The 18,616-nt window shown below is 71.1% G+C and carries 16 protein-coding genes and 1 pseudogene; 11 read left to right on the top strand and 6 right to left on the bottom strand.

The features are described 5' to 3' along the window. Positions 1-2 precede the first annotated feature (2 nt). On the bottom strand, positions 3-1,238 hold the full coding sequence (locus ACZZ9K_RS14330) for a sugar ABC transporter substrate-binding protein (RefSeq protein ID WP_463444409.1): 1,236 nt from the start codon (positions 1,236-1,238) through the stop codon (positions 3-5). Between the two features lie 201 nt (positions 1,239-1,439). On the opposite strand from ACZZ9K_RS14330, the gene ACZZ9K_RS14335 reads away from it, so the two are divergent. The 4 genes from ACZZ9K_RS14335 (at position 1,440) to ACZZ9K_RS14350 (ending at position 5,830) form a co-directional block, all read left to right on the top strand. Beyond that, the gene (locus ACZZ9K_RS14335) at positions 1,440-2,456 is read left to right on the top strand and encodes a LacI family DNA-binding transcriptional regulator (RefSeq protein WP_463444410.1); all 1,017 of its coding nucleotides are present in this window, start codon (positions 1,440-1,442) and stop codon (positions 2,454-2,456) included. Positions 2,457-2,697: 241 nt separating this feature from the next. Beyond that, on the top strand, positions 2,698-4,017 hold the full coding sequence (locus ACZZ9K_RS14340) for an ABC transporter substrate-binding protein (RefSeq protein ID WP_463444411.1): 1,320 nt from the start codon (positions 2,698-2,700) through the stop codon (positions 4,015-4,017). Then, positions 4,014-4,982 carry a carbohydrate ABC transporter permease gene (locus tag ACZZ9K_RS14345; RefSeq protein WP_181242942.1) on the top strand — a complete coding sequence of 323 codons (969 nt, stop codon included), beginning with the start codon at positions 4,014-4,016 and terminating at the stop codon, positions 4,980-4,982. Before ACZZ9K_RS14340 ends, ACZZ9K_RS14345 begins: the two co-directional genes overlap by 4 nt. Next, positions 4,982-5,830: a carbohydrate ABC transporter permease gene (locus ACZZ9K_RS14350; protein WP_259575725.1), complete on the top strand. Its 849-nt coding sequence runs from the start codon at positions 4,982-4,984 to the stop codon at positions 5,828-5,830. The genes ACZZ9K_RS14345 and ACZZ9K_RS14350 overlap by 1 nt, the downstream gene beginning before the upstream one ends. A gap of 95 nt (positions 5,831-5,925) precedes the next feature. On the opposite strand, the gene ACZZ9K_RS14355 is transcribed toward ACZZ9K_RS14350, so the two are convergent. Beyond that, positions 5,926-6,372, bottom strand: a complete 447-nt coding sequence (locus ACZZ9K_RS14355; RefSeq protein ID WP_071245956.1) for a MarR family winged helix-turn-helix transcriptional regulator — start codon at positions 6,370-6,372, stop codon at positions 5,926-5,928. A gap of 122 nt (positions 6,373-6,494) precedes the next feature. Here ACZZ9K_RS14355 and ACZZ9K_RS14360 point away from each other — a divergent pair, with 122 nt between their 5' ends. Next, positions 6,495-7,478 carry an AraC family transcriptional regulator gene (locus ACZZ9K_RS14360; protein ID WP_463444412.1) on the top strand — a complete coding sequence of 328 codons (984 nt, stop codon included), beginning with the start codon at positions 6,495-6,497 and terminating at the stop codon, positions 7,476-7,478. 13 nt (positions 7,479-7,491) lie between these two features. On the opposite strand, the gene ACZZ9K_RS14365 is transcribed toward ACZZ9K_RS14360, so the two are convergent. After that, positions 7,492-8,535 carry a LacI family DNA-binding transcriptional regulator gene (locus ACZZ9K_RS14365; RefSeq protein ID WP_463444413.1) on the bottom strand — a complete coding sequence of 348 codons (1,044 nt, stop codon included), beginning with the start codon at positions 8,533-8,535 and terminating at the stop codon, positions 7,492-7,494. 146 nt (positions 8,536-8,681) lie between these two features. Between ACZZ9K_RS14365 and ACZZ9K_RS14370 the strand changes: the two genes are divergently transcribed. The 4 genes and pseudogenes from ACZZ9K_RS14370 (at position 8,682) to ACZZ9K_RS14385 (ending at position 14,382) form a co-directional block, all read left to right on the top strand. After that, positions 8,682-9,977, top strand: coding sequence for an ABC transporter substrate-binding protein (locus ACZZ9K_RS14370; protein ID WP_027464451.1), 1,296 nt, complete (start codon positions 8,682-8,684; stop codon positions 9,975-9,977). A gap of 2 nt (positions 9,978-9,979) precedes the next feature. Then, positions 9,980-11,002, top strand: a complete 1,023-nt coding sequence (locus ACZZ9K_RS14375; protein ID WP_027464452.1) for a carbohydrate ABC transporter permease — start codon at positions 9,980-9,982, stop codon at positions 11,000-11,002. Next, a pseudogene (locus tag ACZZ9K_RS14380) lies at positions 11,002-11,880 on the top strand (carbohydrate ABC transporter permease); the annotation flags it as partial. The gene ACZZ9K_RS14375 and the pseudogene ACZZ9K_RS14380, both read left to right, overlap by 1 nt. A 132-nt stretch (positions 11,881-12,012) precedes the next feature. Next, positions 12,013-14,382: a beta-xylosidase/alpha-l-arabinosidase gene (locus tag ACZZ9K_RS14385; RefSeq protein WP_463444761.1), complete on the top strand. Its 2,370-nt coding sequence runs from the start codon at positions 12,013-12,015 to the stop codon at positions 14,380-14,382. Between the two features lie 82 nt (positions 14,383-14,464). Here the strand turns inward: ACZZ9K_RS14385 and ACZZ9K_RS14390 are convergent, their stop codons facing one another. Both ACZZ9K_RS14390 and ACZZ9K_RS14395 read right to left on the bottom strand, forming a co-directional pair. Then, positions 14,465-15,502 carry a glycosyl hydrolase family 18 protein gene (locus ACZZ9K_RS14390; protein WP_463444414.1) on the bottom strand — a complete coding sequence of 346 codons (1,038 nt, stop codon included), beginning with the start codon at positions 15,500-15,502 and terminating at the stop codon, positions 14,465-14,467. Next, positions 15,499-16,251: a helix-turn-helix domain-containing protein gene (locus tag ACZZ9K_RS14395; RefSeq protein WP_463444415.1), complete on the bottom strand. Its 753-nt coding sequence runs from the start codon at positions 16,249-16,251 to the stop codon at positions 15,499-15,501. Before ACZZ9K_RS14395 ends, ACZZ9K_RS14390 begins: the two co-directional genes overlap by 4 nt. Before the next feature lie 196 nt (positions 16,252-16,447). Between ACZZ9K_RS14395 and ACZZ9K_RS14400 the strand changes: the two genes are divergently transcribed. Both ACZZ9K_RS14400 and ACZZ9K_RS14405 read left to right on the top strand, forming a co-directional pair. Then, positions 16,448-16,615, top strand: a complete 168-nt coding sequence (locus ACZZ9K_RS14400; RefSeq protein ID WP_185974245.1) for a hypothetical protein — start codon at positions 16,448-16,450, stop codon at positions 16,613-16,615. Beyond that, a complete protein-coding gene (locus ACZZ9K_RS14405) occupies positions 16,612-17,574 on the top strand; it encodes a helix-turn-helix transcriptional regulator (RefSeq protein WP_463444416.1) in 963 nt (320 codons plus the stop codon). The genes ACZZ9K_RS14400 and ACZZ9K_RS14405 overlap by 4 nt, the downstream gene beginning before the upstream one ends. Before the next feature lie 20 nt (positions 17,575-17,594). Here ACZZ9K_RS14405 and ACZZ9K_RS14410 read toward each other — a convergent pair whose 3' ends face one another. Beyond that, positions 17,595-18,584 carry an acetylxylan esterase gene (locus tag ACZZ9K_RS14410; RefSeq protein ID WP_138802659.1) on the bottom strand — a complete coding sequence of 330 codons (990 nt, stop codon included), beginning with the start codon at positions 18,582-18,584 and terminating at the stop codon, positions 17,595-17,597. Positions 18,585-18,616 lie beyond the last annotated feature (32 nt).

An 18,616-nucleotide genomic window follows, 5' to 3' on the forward strand; every position in this document is an offset into this window, starting at 1 on the left:
GCTCAGTTGCTCGACTGCGCGTTCTGCAGGGCGTCGGCCGGGGAGTCCTGCCCGGTCAGCGCCGACTGCACGGCCGTGTAGATCTTCGTCGCGGCCTTGGGCCAGTCGGCACCGAGCTCGCCGGTGCGGGCGCGGGCGTCGGCGACGAGGTCGACGAACACCTGCTCCTCGGGGACGTCCTTGCCGAACTGCTGCGCGACGTCGGTCTTCGAGGGGATCGTGTACCGCAGCTTCGCCATCGCGAGCTGGTTCGCGTCGCTGTTCATGCAGTCGACGATCTTCGCCGCGACGGCCTGCTTCGCCTTGTCTCCGGTGTTCGGGACGGTCCAGACCTCGCCACCGAGCGGGGCCACGGCCTTGTCGCTGGCGGCCTGCACGGGGATCTGGGCGATCCCGTAGTCGACCTTCGACTCCTTCAGACCGGGGATCTGCCACGGGCCGTTGATCATCATCGCGGCCTTGCCGGCCATGAACTGGTCGTTCACGTCGGCCTGGGTCCAGTTCACGACGCTCTTCGACATCGAGCCGTTGTCGACCAGGCCCTTCCAGAGCGACAGTGCTTCCTCGGTCTCCGGGGTCGCGATGTCCTTCTCGTCGCCGCCGTTCGACCACATGAACGGCAGGAACTGCCAGGTGCCCTCGTAGGTGGCGTTGGCGTCGACGGCGAACCCGTACTGGTCGCCCTTGGTGAGCTTCGCCGCGGCGGACTGCAGCTCGTCCCACGTCTTCGGCGGGGTGACACCGGCCTCGGACAGCACCTTCTTGTTGTAGAAGAGCGCGATGGTGTTCACGGTGGGGGCGAGGCCGTAGACCTTGTCCTCGTAGGTCCCGGCCTGCAGCACGCCCTTGGCGTAGCCGTCGGTCGAGATGTCGTAGTCGGACAGCGGCGACAGCGCACCGGTCTCGGCGATCTGCTGCAGATCGGGGTTGTCGAGCATCAGGACGTCCGGCAGGGTCTTCGACGACGCCTGCTGCAGGACCTTCTGGATGAGCGACGAGCCGGGCACCAGGCTGCGCTTGATGGTGACGTCGTTCTCGGCCCCGCACTTGTCGAGGTACTCGCCGATGACCTTCTTGTCGTTGCCCTGGTTGTAGTAGTCGAGCACGGTGATGGAGTCCACCTTGCCGCCGGAGCTCGCTGACGAGCCGCCGGAGCAGCCGGCGAGGACGAGGGGGACGGCCGCCAGCATGGCGACCGCGCTGAGGACCTGAGGCGTCCTGCGGTGTCGAGGCTTCATTGCTTCGCTCTTCTCTGGATGGTTGCCGGACACGAGTCGAACGTGTCGCTCGTGGATCGGGGACGACCGGACCAGAACCGCTCCGTCGCGTCCCGAGTGGGGTCGAAGCTAGCATCGAAGCGGTTAGATGGTAAAGCGCTTAGACGAACTTTCTCGGGCACCGCCCCCGCTACAGTGAGCGGGACAGGGTGAGGGAGCGGCATGGCGACGATGCAGCAGGTCGCCGACCGAGCGGGCGTCTCGATCGCGACGGTGTCCTTCGTCGTGAACGGGAACAAGCGCGTGTCCGCCGACACCCGTGCCCGGGTCACGGCGGCGATGCGCGAGCTCGGCTACCGGAACAACGTGGTCGCCCGGGCACTGGCGTCGCGCCGCACCCGGATCCTCGCGCTCGTGTTCCCGGTGCTCGAGCACCGGCTCGGCCAGACCGCGCTGCAGTTCTTCACGAGCGCCGCGAGCCGCGCCTCGGAGCTCGGGTACCACCTGGTGCTCTGGCCGGCGGTGACGACGGCGGACGACGTGCAGGACCTCATCTCAGGCGGTCTCGCCGACGGGGTCGTGGTGATGGAGGTCACGATGCACGACCCCCGGATCGCCCGTCTGACCGAGCTCGAGGTCCCGTTCGTCGCGATCGGCCGCACCGCCGACCCCTCGGGCATCTCCTACGTCGACATCGACTTCGAGCGCACCGTCGAGGACGCCCTCGATCACCTCACCGGACTCGGGCACCGTCGGATCGGGCTCGTGGTCGAGGACCTCGACGGCACCACCATGGCCGACTACGGGCCGAAGCTCCGCTCCGAGGCGGCGTTCCACGCCGGCATCGAGCGCCGCGGACTGACCGGCACCGTGGTCGCCGCCGGTGCCTCGGCCGAGGGTGGGCGTCGCGCGGCGGCGGACCTGCTGGCGCACGACCCCGACGTCACGGCCGCGATCATCATGAAGGACGACTCGAACTTCGGGCTCGTCAGCGGGTTGCGGGCCGGCGGTCGGCGGGTCCCCGAGGACGTCTCGGTCATCGCGATCGTGTCCTCCGACGGCGCCGGTGCCGCGACCGAACCGGTGCTCACGACGCTGAACGCCCCCGGCCCGGAGCTCGGCCGCCTGGCGGTCGAGTCGCTGGTCGACCGCCTCGAGGGCGGCAGCACCGAGCGCACCCACACGCTCATCCCGTGCGCCCTGCACCTGGCCGACTCGACGGCCCCCGCCCCCGCCTGACCCCCTGCCGGCCTGGAGGCGCGGGTCGGCCCCGCCACGCGCCTTCAGGCCGCCGTCGGCCCCGTTTCGGGCTGCGCGACAGTCCACGGATCCCCGAGCGCGTGAGGTGTCGTCCACCGCGAAAGGTGCGCGGCGCGACCGCGCAGGCGGCCGCGCCGCCACCGCCCCCTGGCGGACAGACCAGGCTCCGCCTGGTTGTGTGGACGTACAGGTTCGCAGCACCACACGTCGAGGAGGACGGATGGCAATCGACCGGAGGACGTTCATGCTCGGGGGAGCGGGGGTGCTGCTGCTCGCCGGTTGCTCCACTCGACCCGAGCGCACACGGGTCGAGGACTGGCCCACCGAACCGCCCGAGGGCGAGGCGACGATCAGCTGGTGGGCCGGTCAGGTCGCCTCGAAGGACGGCGGTGACCTGCGGCGGAGGCTCATCGCGGAGTTCCAGAAGGAGCACTCGAACATCCGGGTCCGGATCGTCAGCGCCCCGAGCGACACCGACACGAACCGGACCAGCCTGACGACCCAGATCGCGGCCGGCAGCAGCACGCCGGACGTCTACCTCGGTGACGTCGCCTGGCCCGGGCAGTTCGCGAAGAACAAGCTCGCGACCCCCGTGAACCAGCTCGTCGGCGAGGACTTCTTCGACCAGTTCCCCGAGGGCCTGCGGCTGGCGGCGAGCGTCGACGGCACGTACTACATGTTCCCGCTGTACATCGACGAGTCGTTCTTCCTGTACCGGAAGGACCTGCTCGCGAAGCACTCCCTGCAGGTGCCGGGGTCGTGGGAGGAAGTGCGCGAGACCGCCGCGAAGCTCGTCGACACCGGCGACGTGTCGTACGGGTTCGCGTTCCAGGGCGACGTCTACGAGGGACTGACCTGCAACGTCACCGAGTTCGTCGCCGACGCCGGCGGGTCGCTGCTCAACGACGACCTGACGAAGCCGGAGACGACCAGCTCGGAGACGAAGCGTGCGTTCGAGTTCATGCGCTCGCTCATCACCGACGGCGCGAGTCCGCGGGCGACCCTGACGTACCAGGAACAGGACACGAACGATGCCTTCTCCGGCGGCCGCGCGGCGTTCCTCCGCAACTGGTCGTACGCGTGGGGGATCGCGAACGGCCCGGACAGCCGGGTCGCCGGCAAGGTGGGTCTCGCCGCCCGGCCGACGTTCGACGGCATCGACGAGCACCACTCGACGATCGGCGGGTGGGGGAACTACATCAACCCGCACACCCAGGAACCCGCGGCGGCACTGACCTTCGCGCGCTGGATGTCGAGCGAGACCGCGCAGCAGTTCTTGACCCGCGAGGGCGGGGTCCTGCCGGCCCGCTCCGCGAGCCTCGTCAGCGCGGACGCGAAGCGCCAGGAGCGCCCGACCTACGACACGGCGGCGGGCATCACGCTCGTGCCCCGTCCGACCTCGACCGCCTACTACCCGAAGGTGTCGCAGGGGGTCTACCAGAACGGCAACAGCATCCTCGGCGGGCAGGCCTCCGTCGACGGCGGCACCAGCGCGATGGCCTCCGCCATCTCGCTCGCCCTGCAGGGAGCGGCGCTGTGAGCGCCGGCACGGCGACACGACCGGCACGGCCTGGAGGCGCGGGTCGCGTCGATCCGCCGCCCCGGCCGACGGGGCGGTCGCGTCTCGACCGCATCCGCTCGCGGGGCGCGTGGGGCTTCGCAGCCCCGGCGCTGCTGGTGGTCGCGGCGGTGACGATCTTCCCGGTCGTGTACTCGGTCGTCCTGAGCTTCGCGGACGTCGAGGTCGGGTACGAGGGCTTCACGATCCAGTCGTTCGGGTTCGACAACTACGCGGCCCTGCTGCAGAGCGCCGACTGGTACCGGGCGCTCGGCTTCACGGTGCTCTACACGGTGGTGACGGTGTCGGTCGAACTCGTGCTCGGCATGCTCGTCGCGCTGGTGCTCGAACGCCTCGGGGCCACCCGCGGCTGGATGCTCGCGCTCATGCTCATCCCGTGGTCGCTCGTGACCATCGTGAACGCGCAGCTGTGGAAGTACATCTACGACAGCACCTACGGCGTCGCGACGTGGTTCTTCGGGTTGTTCGGGGACGCCCCGGTGATCCTCGGCGAACCGGTGCCCGCGATCACCGGGCTGATGGTCGCGGACATCTGGAAGACGACGCCGTTCGTCGCGATCATCCTGCTCGCCGGACTCGTGCAGATCTCGGAGGACCACTACGAGGCCGCCGAGCTCGACGGCGCGAGCACCTGGCAGACGTTCTGGCGCGTGGTGCTGCCGCAGCTCACCCCGACCCTGACGATCGCGGTGCTGTTCCGCATCCTGCAGGCGTTCGGCGTCTTCGACCTGCCGTTCGTGCTGACGAACGGCGGCCCGGGCACCGCCACCCAGTCGCTCGCGATCATGGGCTACAAGGTGCTCTTCCAGGACATCAACATCGGACCGGGCGCGGCGATCGCGACCTCCACCGCGGTCATCGTCGCGGCGGGGTGTCTGCTGTTCCTCCGGGCGTTCCGGAACCAGGCGAAGGGAGGGGACGACTGATGCCCCGTCAACGTGTGCGCAAGGGCTGGCGGAAGTGGGTCAACACCGTCAACGTCAGCGGTGTCGTCATCGCGGTGCTCACCGCACTGCCGCTCTACTGGCTCGTCACGACGGCGCTCAAGCCGGCGTCCGAGATCGGGCAGTCGCCGCCCACCGTCTGGCCGCAGTCGTTCACCTTCGACAACTTCGTGGTGGCCTTCCGCGACAACGCGCTCGGCCAGTACATGGTGAACAGCGTCATCGTGTCGGTGTCGACCACGGTGATCGTGCTCGCGCTGGCGTTCCTGGCCGGGTACGCCCTGGCCGGCCGGTTCATCCGGGGGCGCACGGCGATCATGACCTCGCTGCTCATGCTGTCGGTGTTCCCCGCGATCGCGGTGCTGACGCCGCTGTACCTGCTCGAGCGCAACCTCGGGCTGCTCAACTCGTACCCGGGCCTGATCGTGCCGTACGTGGCCTTCAACCTGCCGTTCGCCATCTGGATCATGCGGAACTACCTGCAGGGGATCCCGTCGACGATCGAGGAGGCGTCCGAGATCGACGGCGCCGGGGCGTGGCGGACCGTGCTGTCGGTGATCCTGCCGATGGCGAAGCCGGGCCTGTTCACGGTCGGCGTCTTCACCTTCACGGCGTCGTGGAGCGAGTTCCTGATGGCGCTGACCTTCAACAGTGAGAACTCGTTCCGGACGATCCCGGTCGGCATCGCGCTCTTCGGGACGCAGTTCACGGTGCCGTTCGCGCAGATCTTCGCCGCGAGCGTCGCTGCGACGGTGCCGATCGTCATCCTGGTGCTCGTGTTCCGCCGCTCGATCGTGTCCGGCCTGACCTCCGGAGCCGTCAAGGGGTGACGGGTGTCCGGCATGCGGAGATAGGTAGGGAACTTACCTAGCTGCGCATGCTGGACATTCGTCCGGGCGGCGTCCTGACCGCCCGTACCCTGCCGTCAGGGGCTCGGTGCGCCGAGATCGACGGCTGCGACGATACGGTCGATGATCCGCACGAACCTGGCCCGCTCCCGTTCCGAGAAGGAGGCCATCAGGTCGTGCAGGTGCTTGTTCGTGCCGTCCATCGCGCGCGCGTAGTCGCGGCGGGCAGCATCGGTCAGCTCGATGTACCGGCTGCGGCCGTCGTCGGGGTTCGGGACACGGCTGATGTGTCCGCTGTGCTCGAGTCGGTCCACCATGCCGGTGATCGCCGGGCCGGTGAGCCCCAGGTGCTTCGACAGGTCCTTCACGCGCACCGTCCGGCCCGCTTCCTCGGCGCGCGAGACGAACTGCAGCAGCGTCAGGTCGCCGCCGGAGACGCCGAGCTCGTCGCGCAGTCGACCGCGCAGTTCGGAGACCGCGGCCTCGAGCCGGGTCAGCGCCGCGTCCAGGTCGACATCGCTCACGACAATGCCCCCCTTCGCACGGGTCTCGTCCGGGTCACGATACGCCGCAGTCACCGCCCCAGCGTATCCACATAACGCGGAGCGTGGAACGGTGCAGGTGACGGCATCGGGAGCGAGGCGTTGTGGCTGACCCCGTCCCGACTCCCCAGTCCGCTGCACGCGCCGGGGAACCGGTCCGTTTCGAGGTCTCCGGCGGGGACCCCGACTCGGCCGAGCGCGACCTCGCCGCCGTCCACGGCGCCGATCGGTGGTCCGTCCGGCGCCTCGACGACGACTTCTCGTACCGGTACACGGCCGTCGGGGACTCCGACGTGAGCATCCGGCGTTCGCAGCTCCGCGGTGCCGTGCGCGGCTCGGTGCCCGTCGGTGCCGACTACGTGGTGACGTGGATCACCAGCGGGACCGCGCACCTGGACTCCGGGCGCGTCCGGATGGAGTTGCGCCGGGACGTCCCCGTGCTCCTGCCGCCCGAGGACGACTTCGTGTTCACGGCCGAGGACCACGACCAGCGGCTGGTGCACTTCGGGCGGGAGTACGTGCACCGCGTCGCGTTCGAACACCTGGAGGTCGAAGCGGCACCACTGCGGTTCGACCCGACCCGCATGCCCGAACCGGAGACCGCGGAGCGCTGGCAGGGGGCGCTCGTGGCGCTGTCCCGGGCCCTGCGCGCCGAGGGCCCCGACTCGGACGCGTGGCACGAGGCCAAGCGGTCGGCGGCCACCGCGTTCCTGGACACCTTCCCGCCGCAGGCCGACGACCTGCCCGCGGTGCTCGGCCTGCCCCGGAACGCCCGACTGCGCGCCGCGGTGGAGTACATCCACGCGCACGCCGCCGAGCCCGTCACGGTCCAGGAGCTGTCCGAGGTCGCCGGTCTGAGCGTGCGGTCGGTGCAGGAGTCGTTCCGCCGGGTCTTCGACGTGTCGCCGCTGACCTACCTGCGCGAGGTCCGGCTCGACCGGGTGCGCGGGGAACTGCTCGAACTCGACCCGCAGGCCGGGATCGTCGGCGACGTCGCCCGGCGGTGGGGGTTCGCCCACCTCGGCCGGTTCTCGGCGGCGTACGCGGCCCGGTTCGGCGAGTACCCGAAGCAGACCCTGCGCCGCTGACGGCGGCGGGTGCTCAGCGGCCGGACGTCGGCCTCGGCGCGGGGCCCGTGCTCGCCCGCACCCGCAGGGTCGTCGGGAGCCGGACGTGGTCCGTGGTCGGTTCGCCACGGAGCATCGTCAGGAGCATCTGCACGGCGTGCGACCCGAGCTCGGCGAGCGGCTGCGACACCGTGGTGAGCGGCGGGGTCGTGGTGGACGCCTGCGGCACGTCGTCGAAGCCCACGACGGACAGGTCCTGGGGGACGCGGAGCCCGACCTCGGCCGCGGCGCGGAGCACGCCGATCGCCGACGAGTCGTTCGCGGCGAACACGGCGGTGGGGCGGTCGGCGAGGGTCAGGAGCTCGCGGGCGACGGCCGCGGACTGGTCCTCCTGGTAGCCGCCGTCACGCAGCAGGCACTCGTCGACCGTGATGCCCGCGGCCGTCAGGGCCGAGCGGTACCCGGCGGCGCGCAGCTGGGCGGAGGCCAGGTCGGCGCGTCCCTGCAGGTGCGCGATGCGGGTGTGTCCGAGTGCGAGCAGGTGTTCGACCGCCTGCACCGCGCCGGCCTCGTTGTCGGCGTCGACGGTGGCGTGCCCCTCCGGCCCGGTGTGCGGGTCGATCGCCACGACGGGGATCGACGAGCTCGACAGTGCCGTGGTCGGGGTGACGACGATCGCGCCGTCGATCAGGGTGCCGGACAGGCGGGAAAGCGACCGGCGCTCCCACCCGGGTCGGTCGGCGCCGGTCATCAGGCCGGCGTAGGCGAGGAGCTCGTAGCCGGTGCCGGTGGCCGCCCGCGAGATGCCGCGGAGCAGCTCGGTCGAGAACGGCTCGAACTCGGGCACCAGGATGCCGACGACCCCGGTCCGCGAACTCCGCAGGCTCCGGGCGACCAGCGAGGTCTCGTACCCCAGGTCGTCGACCACCTGCTGCACGCGGAGCATCGTGGCGGGTGCGACCCCGTCGCGCTGGTTGATCACCTTGGACACCGTCGGGATCGAGACCCCGGCCACCCGCGCCACGTCGCCGATCGTCACCCGGCCGGCACCGGGACGCGCGCCGAGTGCCGAGTCCATGTGCACACCGTACCGCTGCGGCACCATGCGATCGGTAAAGAAAACGTTATCGATATCGATTGACATCGACCTGGAGCAGCAGGCATGCTCTCCGCAGCGGCAGTCGATGTCGCGCATGTCAACGACGACACTTCAGGAGTTCCACGATGACGAGGAAGATCCGTGCCGCGGCAGCCATCGCGCTGATCGGGGCCACAGCACTGGTGGCCAGTGGGTGCTCGGCGGGCAGCGATGCCTCCGAGGACGGCGGGAAGGTCACGATGACCTTCTGGCACAACTCGACCACCGGACCGGGCAAGGCCTACTGGGCCTCGACGGTCAAGGCGTTCGAGGAGAAGTACCCGAACGTCACCATCAAGACCCAGGCGATCCAGAACGAGGACCTGGACGGCAAGCTCCAGACCGCCCTCAACTCCGGCGACGCCCCCGACGTGTTCCTGCAGCGCGGCGGCGGCAAGATGGACGCGATGATCGCTGCCGGGCAGCTCATGGACATCTCCGACTCCATCAGCGCCGACGCGAAGAAGTCCATCAGCGCGGGCACGTTCGCCGGGTACGAGAAGGACGGCAAGACCTACGCCATGCCGGGCGCGGTGCTCCCCGAGGGCATCTGGTACTCGAAGGACCTGTTCAAGGAAGCCGGCATCGAGGGCACGCCCACGACGATGGACGAGCTGAACGACGCGATCACGAAGCTCAAGGCCAAGGACATCGACCCGGTCGCCGTCGGCGCGAAGGACGCCTGGCCGGCCGCCCACTGGTACTACAACTTCGCGCTCCGCGAGTGCAGCCAGAAGACCCTCGAGGACACGGCGAAGTCGCTGAAGTTCGACAACGCCTGCTGGACGAAGGCCGGCGAGCAGCTCGAGGACTTCAACGCCACCAAGCCCTTCAACAACGGCTTCCTGACCACCGCCGCACAGCAGGGCGCCGGCAGCTCCGCCGGTCTCCTCGCCAACCACAAGGCGGCCATGGAGCTCATGGGCGCGTGGGACCCGGGCGTGATCGCGTCGCTGACGCCGGACGCCAAGCCGCTGCCGGACCTCGGCTGGTTCCCGTTCCCCGCGATCGACGGTGGCAAGGGTGACCCGAAGTCGATGATGGGTGGTGTCGACGGCAACTCCTGCTCGGCGCAGGCCCCGAAGAAGGCGTGCACCGACTTCCTGAACTTCATCGTGCAGAAGGACAACCAGGAGGGCTACTACAAGGCCTTCAACGCCATCCCGGTGAACAAGGAAGCCCAGTCGGTCGTCGACTCGGACTACCTGAAGACGGCCCTGGCCGCCTACCAGGAGGCCCCGTTCGTCTCGCAGTACCTCGACACCCTGTACGGCCAGAACGTCGGCAACGCGCTGAACACCAGCGTCGTCGACCTGCTCGCCGACAAGGGCAGCGCGAAGGACATCGTCGAGACCACCAACCAGGCTGCGGCCAAGGGCTGAGCATGACCCTCGACACCTCGCTCGGTACGACTCCGACCACCGGGTCGGACACGGCCGCGGGGACGTCCCCGGCGGGGAGCGGTTCGCCGCTCCCCGCCGGTCGGCGGACCAAGCGCCGCATCGCGGACTGGCGGAAGCGCGTCGAGATCGCGGTCCTCGCCGGACCCGCGGTCATCGTCTTCGTCACCTTCGTGATCCTGCCCGTGGCGCTCGCCGCCTACTACGGGTTCTTCAAGTGGCAGGGCTACGGCCCGCCCACCGACTTCGTCGGGCTGCAGAACTACCTGATCATCTTCCAGGACAAGGCGTTCCACGCGGTCCTGATGCACAACGGCTTCATCGTCGTGCTCTCCCTGGTGCTGCAGGGGCCGATCGCGATCGTGCTCGCACTGCTGCTCAACCAGAAGATGCACGGCCGAGGACTCGTCCGCGTGCTCGTCTTCGTGCCGTACGTCATCTCCGAGGTGATCGTCGGCACCGGGTGGAGCCTGATGCTCCAGTCGAACGGCGCCGTGAACGACCTGTTCCAGAGCATCGGCCTCGGCGGCCTCCGTGCGGACTGGCTGTCGAACCCCGACATCGCCATCTGGACGCTGCTCGTGATCATCTCGTGGAAGTACATCGGCTTCGCGGTGATCCTGTTCCTCGCCGGCCTGCAGAGCATCCCCGAGGAACTGTTCGAGGCCGCCGCCATCGACGGCGCCGGCTACTGGCAGATCCAGCGGCGCATCACGCTGCCGCTGCTCGGTCCGACCATCCGCATCTGGGCGTTCCTGTCGATCATCGGCTCGCTGCAGCTGTTCGACCTCGTCTACATCATCTGGGGGCAGTACATCGCGTCGACCGCGGGCACCTCGACGATGGCGACGTACATGGTCGCCAACGGCCGGACCTCGGGCAACTTCGGCTTCGGCAGCGCCGTCGCGGTCGTGATGTTCGTGATCTCGCTCGTGGTCGCCCTGATCTACCAGCGCTTCGTGCTCCGCCGCGACACCGCGGGTGCACTCACCGAGAGGAAGAACTGATGGCCACCACGAGCATCGTCGCCCCCGGGCGCCGGGCCGTGCGGGAGCGCCGGTCCAGTGCCGCGATCGGACGCGCGAACCCGCTGACCTACGTCGTCGCGATCCTGTTCGTCGCCGCCAACCTGGCACCTGTGCTCTACATCGTGCTGGGCGGCTTCCGGACGAACTCGCAGATCACCACGAGCCCCGCCGGGCTGCCGGCACCGTTCGAGTTCGGCAACTACGGGTCCGTGCTGTCCAGCGGCATCTTCTGGCAGCAGCTCGGCAACTCCACGATCAGCGCCGTCACGACCACCCTCGGGGTCGTCGTGCTCGGGCTGATGGTGAGCTTCGTGCTCGCCCGCTACCGGTTCGCCGGTCGCGGGGCGCTCTACGCCCTGTTCGCCGCTGGTCTGATGTTCCCGATCACCGTCGCGATCACCCCGCTGTACCTGCTCGTCAAGGACCTCGGTCTGACGAACAGCCTGGCCGGCGTGATCCTGCCGCAGATCGCGTTCGCGCTGCCGACCACCGTCATCATCCTGGTGCCGTTCCTGCGGGCGATCCCCGACGAGCTCGAGGAGGCCGCGTCGATCGACGGGGCGAGCCGTCTCGGGTTCTTCTTCCGGATGGTCGTGCCGCTGTCGCTGCCCGGCGTCGTCACGGTCGGCATCCTGGCGTTCATCGCCAGCTGGAACAGCTACATCCTGCCGCTGTTCATCCTGAACAACGAGGCCGCGTACACGCTGCCGCTCGGGGTCCAGTCCTTCTCGTCGCAGTACTCCGTCGACACCGCGAAGGTGCTCGCGTTCACCTCGATGTCGATGATCCCGGCCCTCGTGTTCTTCACGATCTTCCAGCGCCGCATCGTCGGTGGCCTGACCGGGGCGGTGAAGGGGGTGACCGCGACCGACGCGACGCAGACCGCCGGACGCGACCCGCGCCTCCAGGCCGACAGCGCGACGGATGCGACCGCGACGGATGCGACCGCGACCACCGCCGGACCCCGCGCCGACGCCCTGCTCGCCGTGATGACCCTCGACGAGAAGGTCGCCCAGCTCGTCGGTTACTGGCTCGACCAGAACGGCGTCGTCGCCCCCATGCAGGGCGAGATGGCGGCCGTGCAGCAGGGCAGCGCCCTGGCGGACATCACCCGCGACGGCATCGGGCAGTTCACCCGCGTCTACGGCACCCGTCCCGTCGAACCCGACGAGCGTGCTGCCTGGCTCTGGGCCGAACAGCGCCGCCTGCAGCGCGAGACCCGGCTCGGGATCCCGGCACTCGTCCACGAGGAGTGCCTGACCGGGCTCGCCGCGTGGAAGGCCGCGACGTTCCCGACCCCGCTGGCGTGGGGTGCGTCGTTCGACCCGGAGCTCGTCGAGCAGGTCGGCGCCGCGATCGGTGCGTCCATGCGCCAGCTCGGCGTCCACCAGGGGCTCGCGCCCGTGCTCGACGTGATCCGTGACCCCCGCTGGGGCCGGGTCGACGAGTGCATCGCCGAGGACCCGTACCTGGTCGGTACGGTCGGCACCGCGTACGTGCGCGGGTTGCAGTCCGCCGGGGTCGACGCGACCCTGAAGCACTTCCTCGGGTACTCGGCGTCGCAGGCGGGGCGGAACCACGCCCCCGTGCACGCCGGGGCCCGCGAGGTGGCCGACGTGTACCTGCCGCCGTTCGAGATGGCGCTGCGCGACGGCGGCGCCCGGAGCGTCATGAACTCGTACGCCGAGATCGACGGCGTGCCCGTCGCGGCGAACGGCGAGCTGCTCACCGACCTGCTCCGCGACCGGCTCGGCTTCGACGGCACGGTCGTCGCGGACTACTTCTCGGTGGCGTTCCTCGAGGTCATGCACGGCATCGCCGCCGACCGTGGCGAGGCCGCGGCGCTGGCGCTCGAGGCCGGCATCGACGTCGAGCTCCCGACCGGTGACGCGTACCTCGCGCCGCTGGTCGAACGGGTCCGCAGCGGGCAGGTGGACGAGGCCCTCGTCGACCGCGCCGTGCTCCGGGTGCTCCGGCAGAAGGAGCGGCTCGGCCTGCTCGAACCGGACGCCTTCGCCGAGGACGCCCCCACCGGGATCGACCTCGACACCCCGCTGCACCAGGCGCTCGCACGGCAGCTGGCGGCGAGGTCGCTCGTGCTGCTGTCGAACGACAGCGGCAGCGATCACGCCACCGTCGACGGCAGCACCGTCGACAGTGCCACCCCCGTCCTCCCGCTCGAACCGGGGGCCTCGGTCGCGGTCATCGGCCCGAACGCCGACCGAGCCGAGGCCCTGCAGGGCTGCTACTCGTTCGCCAACCACGTGCTCGCCTCGCACCCCGACCTGCCGCTCGGCTTCGCGATCCCTACCGTCCGCGAAGCCGTCGCCCGGGCCCTCGGCCCGTCGGTGGTCCGATTCGCAGCGGGCTGCGCCGTCACGGGCGACGACCGGGCCGGCTTCGCCGACGCGGTCGCCGTGGCCTCCGCCTCGGACGTCGCGGTGGTCGTCGTCGGCGACCAGGCCGGACTCTTCGGCCGTGGCACGGTCGGCGAGGGCAACGACACCGAGTCGCTCGACCTGCCCGGCGTGCAGCGCGAGCTGGTCGAGGCAGTCGTCGCGACCGGGACCCCCACCGTGATGGTGCTGCTCACCGGCCGGCCGTACGCGATCGGCTGGGCGCTCGACGGCGACCAACCGCGTCCGGCCGCGGTCGTGCAGGCGTTCTTCCCGGGCGAGGGCGGCGGGCTGGCGATCGCCGACCTGCTGACCGGCGAGGCCTCGCCCTCCGGCCGCCTGCCGCTGTCCCTGCCGCGGTCAGCCGGTGCGCAGCCGTTCACGTACCTGCACCCGCGGCTCGGCGGTCCGTCCGACGTCACCGCCGCGGACTCCACGCCGGTGCGACCGTTCGGCTTCGGCCTCGGCTACACCGACTTCGCCTACGACGAGCTCGTCGTCGACCAGGACGTCCGCTCCGACGGCGTCTTCGCCGCGTCGGTGACGGTCCGGAACACCGGGTCCCGTGACGGCGAGGACGTCGTGCAGCTCTACGGGCACGACGTGCACGGCAGCGTCACCAGGCCCGAGGTGCAGCTCCTCGGGTACGCGCGGGTCGCGCTCGCCGCGGGGGAGTCCGCGCGGGTCCGCTTCCGCGTCCCGGTGCAGCGCTTCGCGTTCACCGACCGTCGGATGCGCAAGGTGGTCGAGCCCGGCGACGTGCAGGTCTGGGTCGCGTCGCACGCGGCGGCGTCACGGCCGGGAGGCCCGGTGGCAGCCGGTGGGATCGTCGCCTCGGGCGACGGTCCGGTCCGACACCCCGTCCCCGGCACCGCCACGGAGCGCGCCACCGTCGCGGTCACCGGCGCGGTCCACGAGGTCACCCCGGGCGACCCCCGCCTGGTGGAGTGGTCGCTCGTCTGACCGGCTGACGGATCACGCGCCCGGGCGTGACCGGCTGACGGACGGGAGGCCCGGTGCCAGCGTGCACCGGGCCTCCCGTCCGTCAGCGGGTCACGGTCACCCGAGGCGGTTCGATCCGGTCGGACAGGTCCAGTGACCAGACGGCGACGCCGGTCAGGCCGAGCCGTTCCGCCAGGGCGACCCGCTCACGCAGGGAGCGTGCGTCGGACCACCAGAGCACCTCACCGCTCGGCAGGGTCGCGGTCCACTCGCCGGCCGTCGCGTCCCACCGGGCGGTCGCGCCCGCCTTCCGGACCCGCAGTCGTGCCTGGGCGTCCGAGAGCTGACCTGCCGGACGCTTCCCCTGCCAGTGGTAGCCGTACCCGGCGACGCCGAGCACGATCTGGTCGCGGGGGGCGAGGGTCGCGAGGGCGCGGGCGGCCTTCGACGACCACGCGAGCGACCCGACGGGGCCGGGTGCGTCCGGCTCCCAGGGGCCGTGCTGGTCGTAGGCCATGAGCGTCAGGTGGTCGAGCGGGGCGCGGAGGGCGCGCACGTCGTAGCCCAGGCGGGCGTACCCGGCCGCGGTGGTCGACGCGGACAGGGCGATGTCGAGCCGGACGTCGTCGCCGACGGCGGCTCGGAGCTCACGGGCGAAGGAGGTGAGACCGGGCTTCTCGGCCGAGGTCAGCGCCTCGAGGTCGATCATGATCGAGTCCCAGCCGCCCGTGGCCACGTCGGCGGCGAGTGATCGGACGACCCGGGCGCGGTTCGCGGGCGAGGTCAGGAGCTTCCGCGCGATCGGCTCGCTGAAGTCGCCGTCGGCTTCGGAGTAGTTGCTGACGAGCAGCTGCGCGGTGAGCCCGTCGGCGTGTGCCCGGTTGCGCTGGGCCTCGGCAGAACGCGAGGGGGCGGTGACCTTCGTGCCCGTGCGGTTCAGCAGCAGCCCGTCGACGCCGACCACGTCCATCGCGGCGGCGTTCGCGTCCACCAGGGTGGTGTCGGCGTTCTCGGGCTGGAAGCCGGTCACGTCGAACCCGTCGGCCCGGGCAGTCGTCGGGGTCGTGCAGCCGGCGAGTGCGAGTCCTGCGGAGAAGAGGGCGAGCAGCGCGGAGCGGCGTCGATGCGGGGTGGTCGTCACGGCGAAGGGGCGTCCTGTTCGGGGTGGCCGGGTGCCGACCACGGCGGGAGCTCGGCCGACGGGTACCCGCCGTGCTCGTCGGGCGCCCGCAGCATCGGGTTGACCGCGCGCAGCCGGATGCCGGAGGTGTCCCGGGCGGCCCCACGGACGGCGCTCGCCAACAGGAACGCGACGACGTCGGCCGTGCTGCCGTCGGGGTCGTAGCCGTGCCAGGGGCGGTCGTCGCCCTGGGCGCGTCGCAGGGCGCTGGCGAACGTCGCGTCGGCGTCGTCGACCTCCACCTCGCAGTCGAGCACGATCCGGAAGCGTGATCCCTCGCCCGGGGACCCGGCGAGGTCCGACGTGGCGCGGGGGTCCGGGTTCTCCGGGTCGAACGACCGGAGCGCCGCGGACGGTGCGGTGCCGAAGGCGGCACGGTACTCGGCCGCCATCCGCCCGGCGTTGCTGAAGTGCCAGTGCTTCGCGATGTCAGCGATGGTGCGACGGTCCGCCGGTGTCATCGACAGCAGGTCGCGGCGGACGCCCTCGAGCCGTACCCCGCGCAGGTACGACGCGGGCGAGGTCTGCAGCTCCCGCCGGAACGCGCTCTGCAGGCCGCGGGTCGACAGGTGTGCGGCGGCGGCGATGTCCGGTACTGAGATCGCGTCGCGGGCGTGGGCGTGCACGAACCGCAGCGCCTCGTGCACGGTGCGGGACAGCCGTGCTCCGCCGTGCTCGGGACCACTTGCCGTGGTCGGTGCCTGGTCCATACGTGGAGGGTACGAGTCGGTCGGGTGGATCGGCCTCCGACGCCACGACGCCGCCGTTATCCGAGGTGCGCGGATGTGGATCGCACCCGTTCGGGGGCCATTGTGGACCCCGGTGAGGGTGCTTATCGTCCAAGAGGTACTCAAACTGTCCCCCTCCGAACAGGGTCGGAGGCACGGGGGCAGATCGGAGGATCTGATGAGTGGTCACGAGCGTGCACCGGGGGTCGCCCCGGTCCACATCACCTCCTACCGGGCTCGGGCACGCGCTGCCCGACGCGGGTGGATCGTGCAGTCCGAGGACGACGTCGACCGCGAGCGGTTCACCTTCGCGGACCTCCGCGCCCGGCGAGGATCGGGCCGGTGAGCAGCGACACCGTCCCGCGGGCCGCCGTCGGCCACGCCCCCCGGACGGCCGAGCGGTGCGGCCGGACCCCCGCGGACGCCGTCCGGACGGTGCGTGCCGTGTACGACGGTCGCGACGTCCGGTTCGCACCCACCGACCGGTTCGCGTTCCGCCACCGGACGGTGCGCCACCACAACGTCGCGCTGCTGTCGTCGGCGGTGTCGACGACCACCGCCGCCTCGTTCACGCCGGACGGCACGCCGGTGCTGGCGTGGTCGACCGCGGGGTGCCTGCGGGTCGACGACGACGCGCCCACCCGGCCCGGCGTGCCGGTGCTCCTGCCGACGGACCGACCGTTCACGCTGATCGTGCCGGCGGGGAGCGTCCAGGTGCTGCGGGTGGACGGTGGCTTCCTCGACGCCGTGAACGGGGTCGTGTTCGACCACCGCTTCGCCGGCCGACTGCGATCCCGCCCGACCGAGGCCGAGGTGTCCCAGCTGCTCGCCCGCATCGACGCGGTCGCGGTCAACGCGCTGCACCCCGACCGCAACCCGGGCGGCCACCTGTCCGCACAGGTCCTGCTGGCCGAGGCCGTCCTGCGGGCCTTCGGCGGGACGGACGCCGAACCGGACGCACGGCCGGTGCGCCGGACGGTGAACACCGTGCAGCTCGCGCAGGCCTGGCTCGCGGAGCACTGCGACCGGCCGCTCCAGCTCGCGGACGTCTGCGGGGCCGTCGGGGTCAGCTCCCGCACGCTCCAGGAGAACTTCGTGCAGCACGTCGGCGTGAGCCCCATGACGTACCTGCTGCAGGTCCGTCTCGACCGGGTCCGGATCGCACTCCAGCTCGCCGACCGCGCGGAGACGACGGTTGCCGAGGTCGCGCACCGGTGGGGTTTCCGCCACATGGGGCGGTTCTCGAGCACGTACTTCCAGCGTTTCGACGAGTACCCGAAGAAGACGCTCCAGACGAGCACCTGACACCCGACACCCGACACCCGTCAGCGCAGGCGGTCCGCCAGGAACGCGGCCTGACGCTCCCAGTGGCGGAAGCCGCCACCCTCGTGCCCGTTGTACGGGTACACGACGATCTCGCGGTCGGAGGAGCCGAGGGCGTTGAACGCGGCGAAGGTCGTGCGGGGCGGCACGACGTCGTCCATCAGCGCGACCGAGAACAGGGCCGGGGCGGTGATGCCGGCGGCGTGGTTCACCCCGTCCAGGTACGCGGCGGTCTCCCACACGCGCTCGGCCGCGTCGCGGTGGACGGCGAGGTACTGCGCGAGCTCCAGGTACGGACCCCCGACCGCGACGTCGGTGCCGTTCCGCCAGTCGGCCAGGAACGCCACGTCGGGCAGCACCGCGGCGACCGGCCCGACGTGTGCCTCGACCAGGGCGGCCGCGGCGATCGTGATGCCGCCGCCCTGGCTGCCGCCGGTCAGCGCGATGCGCTCGGGGTCGATCCCGGGCAGCGTCCGCACCGCCTCGACGAGCCGCACGGCGTCGGTGTAGACGCGGCGGTAGTAGTGGTCGGCCGGTGAGCCGATGCCGCTCGTCATCCAGCCGCTGGCGTGCGGAGCGGACCCGTGCGGGTCCGGCGTGTCACCGCCGGCCCACCCGGAGCCCTGGCCGCGGGTGTCCATCACGACGTGCACGTACCCGGCGAGGGCCCAGTGCACGCGCTCGCCCGGGCGACCACGGCCACCGCCGTAGCCGAGGAACTCGACGACGACCGGCAGTGCGCCGCGGTCGTCGGACACCGGACGGTTGACCCACGCGCGCACCGGGTCGCCAGCGAACCCGGGGAACGTCAGGTCCTCGACGACGAGACCGGTCACCGGGGTCTCGGCGGGCACGAGGGTCACCTCGACCCCTTCGCCCGCGGTCCGGGCGGCGGCGATCGTGTCCGCCCAGAAGGCGTCGAAGTCGGCGGGACGACGGACGTCCGAGCGGTGCGCGCGGAGCGCGTCGAGGGGCAGGTCGGTCAGTGGCATGGGTGTCCTCCGGGGACGATGATGCCCCCGGC

It is taken from the genome of Curtobacterium sp. AC268, assembly GCF_979258745.1.

Coding starts and splice junctions, on each gene's coding strand:
- ACZZ9K_RS14330 (WP_463444409.1), bottom strand. CDS start 1,238: ATGAAGCCTCGACACCGCAGGACGCCTCAGGTCCTCAGCGCGGTCGCC.
- ACZZ9K_RS14335 (WP_463444410.1), top strand. CDS start 1,440: ATGGCGACGATGCAGCAGGTCGCCGACCGAGCGGGCGTCTCGATCGCG.
- ACZZ9K_RS14340 (WP_463444411.1), top strand. CDS start 2,698: ATGGCAATCGACCGGAGGACGTTCATGCTCGGGGGAGCGGGGGTGCTG.
- ACZZ9K_RS14350 (WP_259575725.1), top strand. CDS start 4,982: ATGCCCCGTCAACGTGTGCGCAAGGGCTGGCGGAAGTGGGTCAACACC.
- ACZZ9K_RS14365 (WP_463444413.1), bottom strand. CDS start 8,535: ATGGACTCGGCACTCGGCGCGCGTCCCGGTGCCGGCCGGGTGACGATC.
- ACZZ9K_RS14370 (WP_027464451.1), top strand. CDS start 8,682: ATGACGAGGAAGATCCGTGCCGCGGCAGCCATCGCGCTGATCGGGGCC.
- ACZZ9K_RS14375 (WP_027464452.1), top strand. CDS start 9,980: ATGACCCTCGACACCTCGCTCGGTACGACTCCGACCACCGGGTCGGAC.
- ACZZ9K_RS14385 (WP_463444761.1), top strand. CDS start 12,013: ATGACCCTCGACGAGAAGGTCGCCCAGCTCGTCGGTTACTGGCTCGAC.
- ACZZ9K_RS14395 (WP_463444415.1), bottom strand. CDS start 16,251: ATGGACCAGGCACCGACCACGGCAAGTGGTCCCGAGCACGGCGGAGCA.
- ACZZ9K_RS14400 (WP_185974245.1), top strand. CDS start 16,448: ATGAGTGGTCACGAGCGTGCACCGGGGGTCGCCCCGGTCCACATCACC.
- ACZZ9K_RS14410 (WP_138802659.1), bottom strand. CDS start 18,584: ATGCCACTGACCGACCTGCCCCTCGACGCGCTCCGCGCGCACCGCTCG.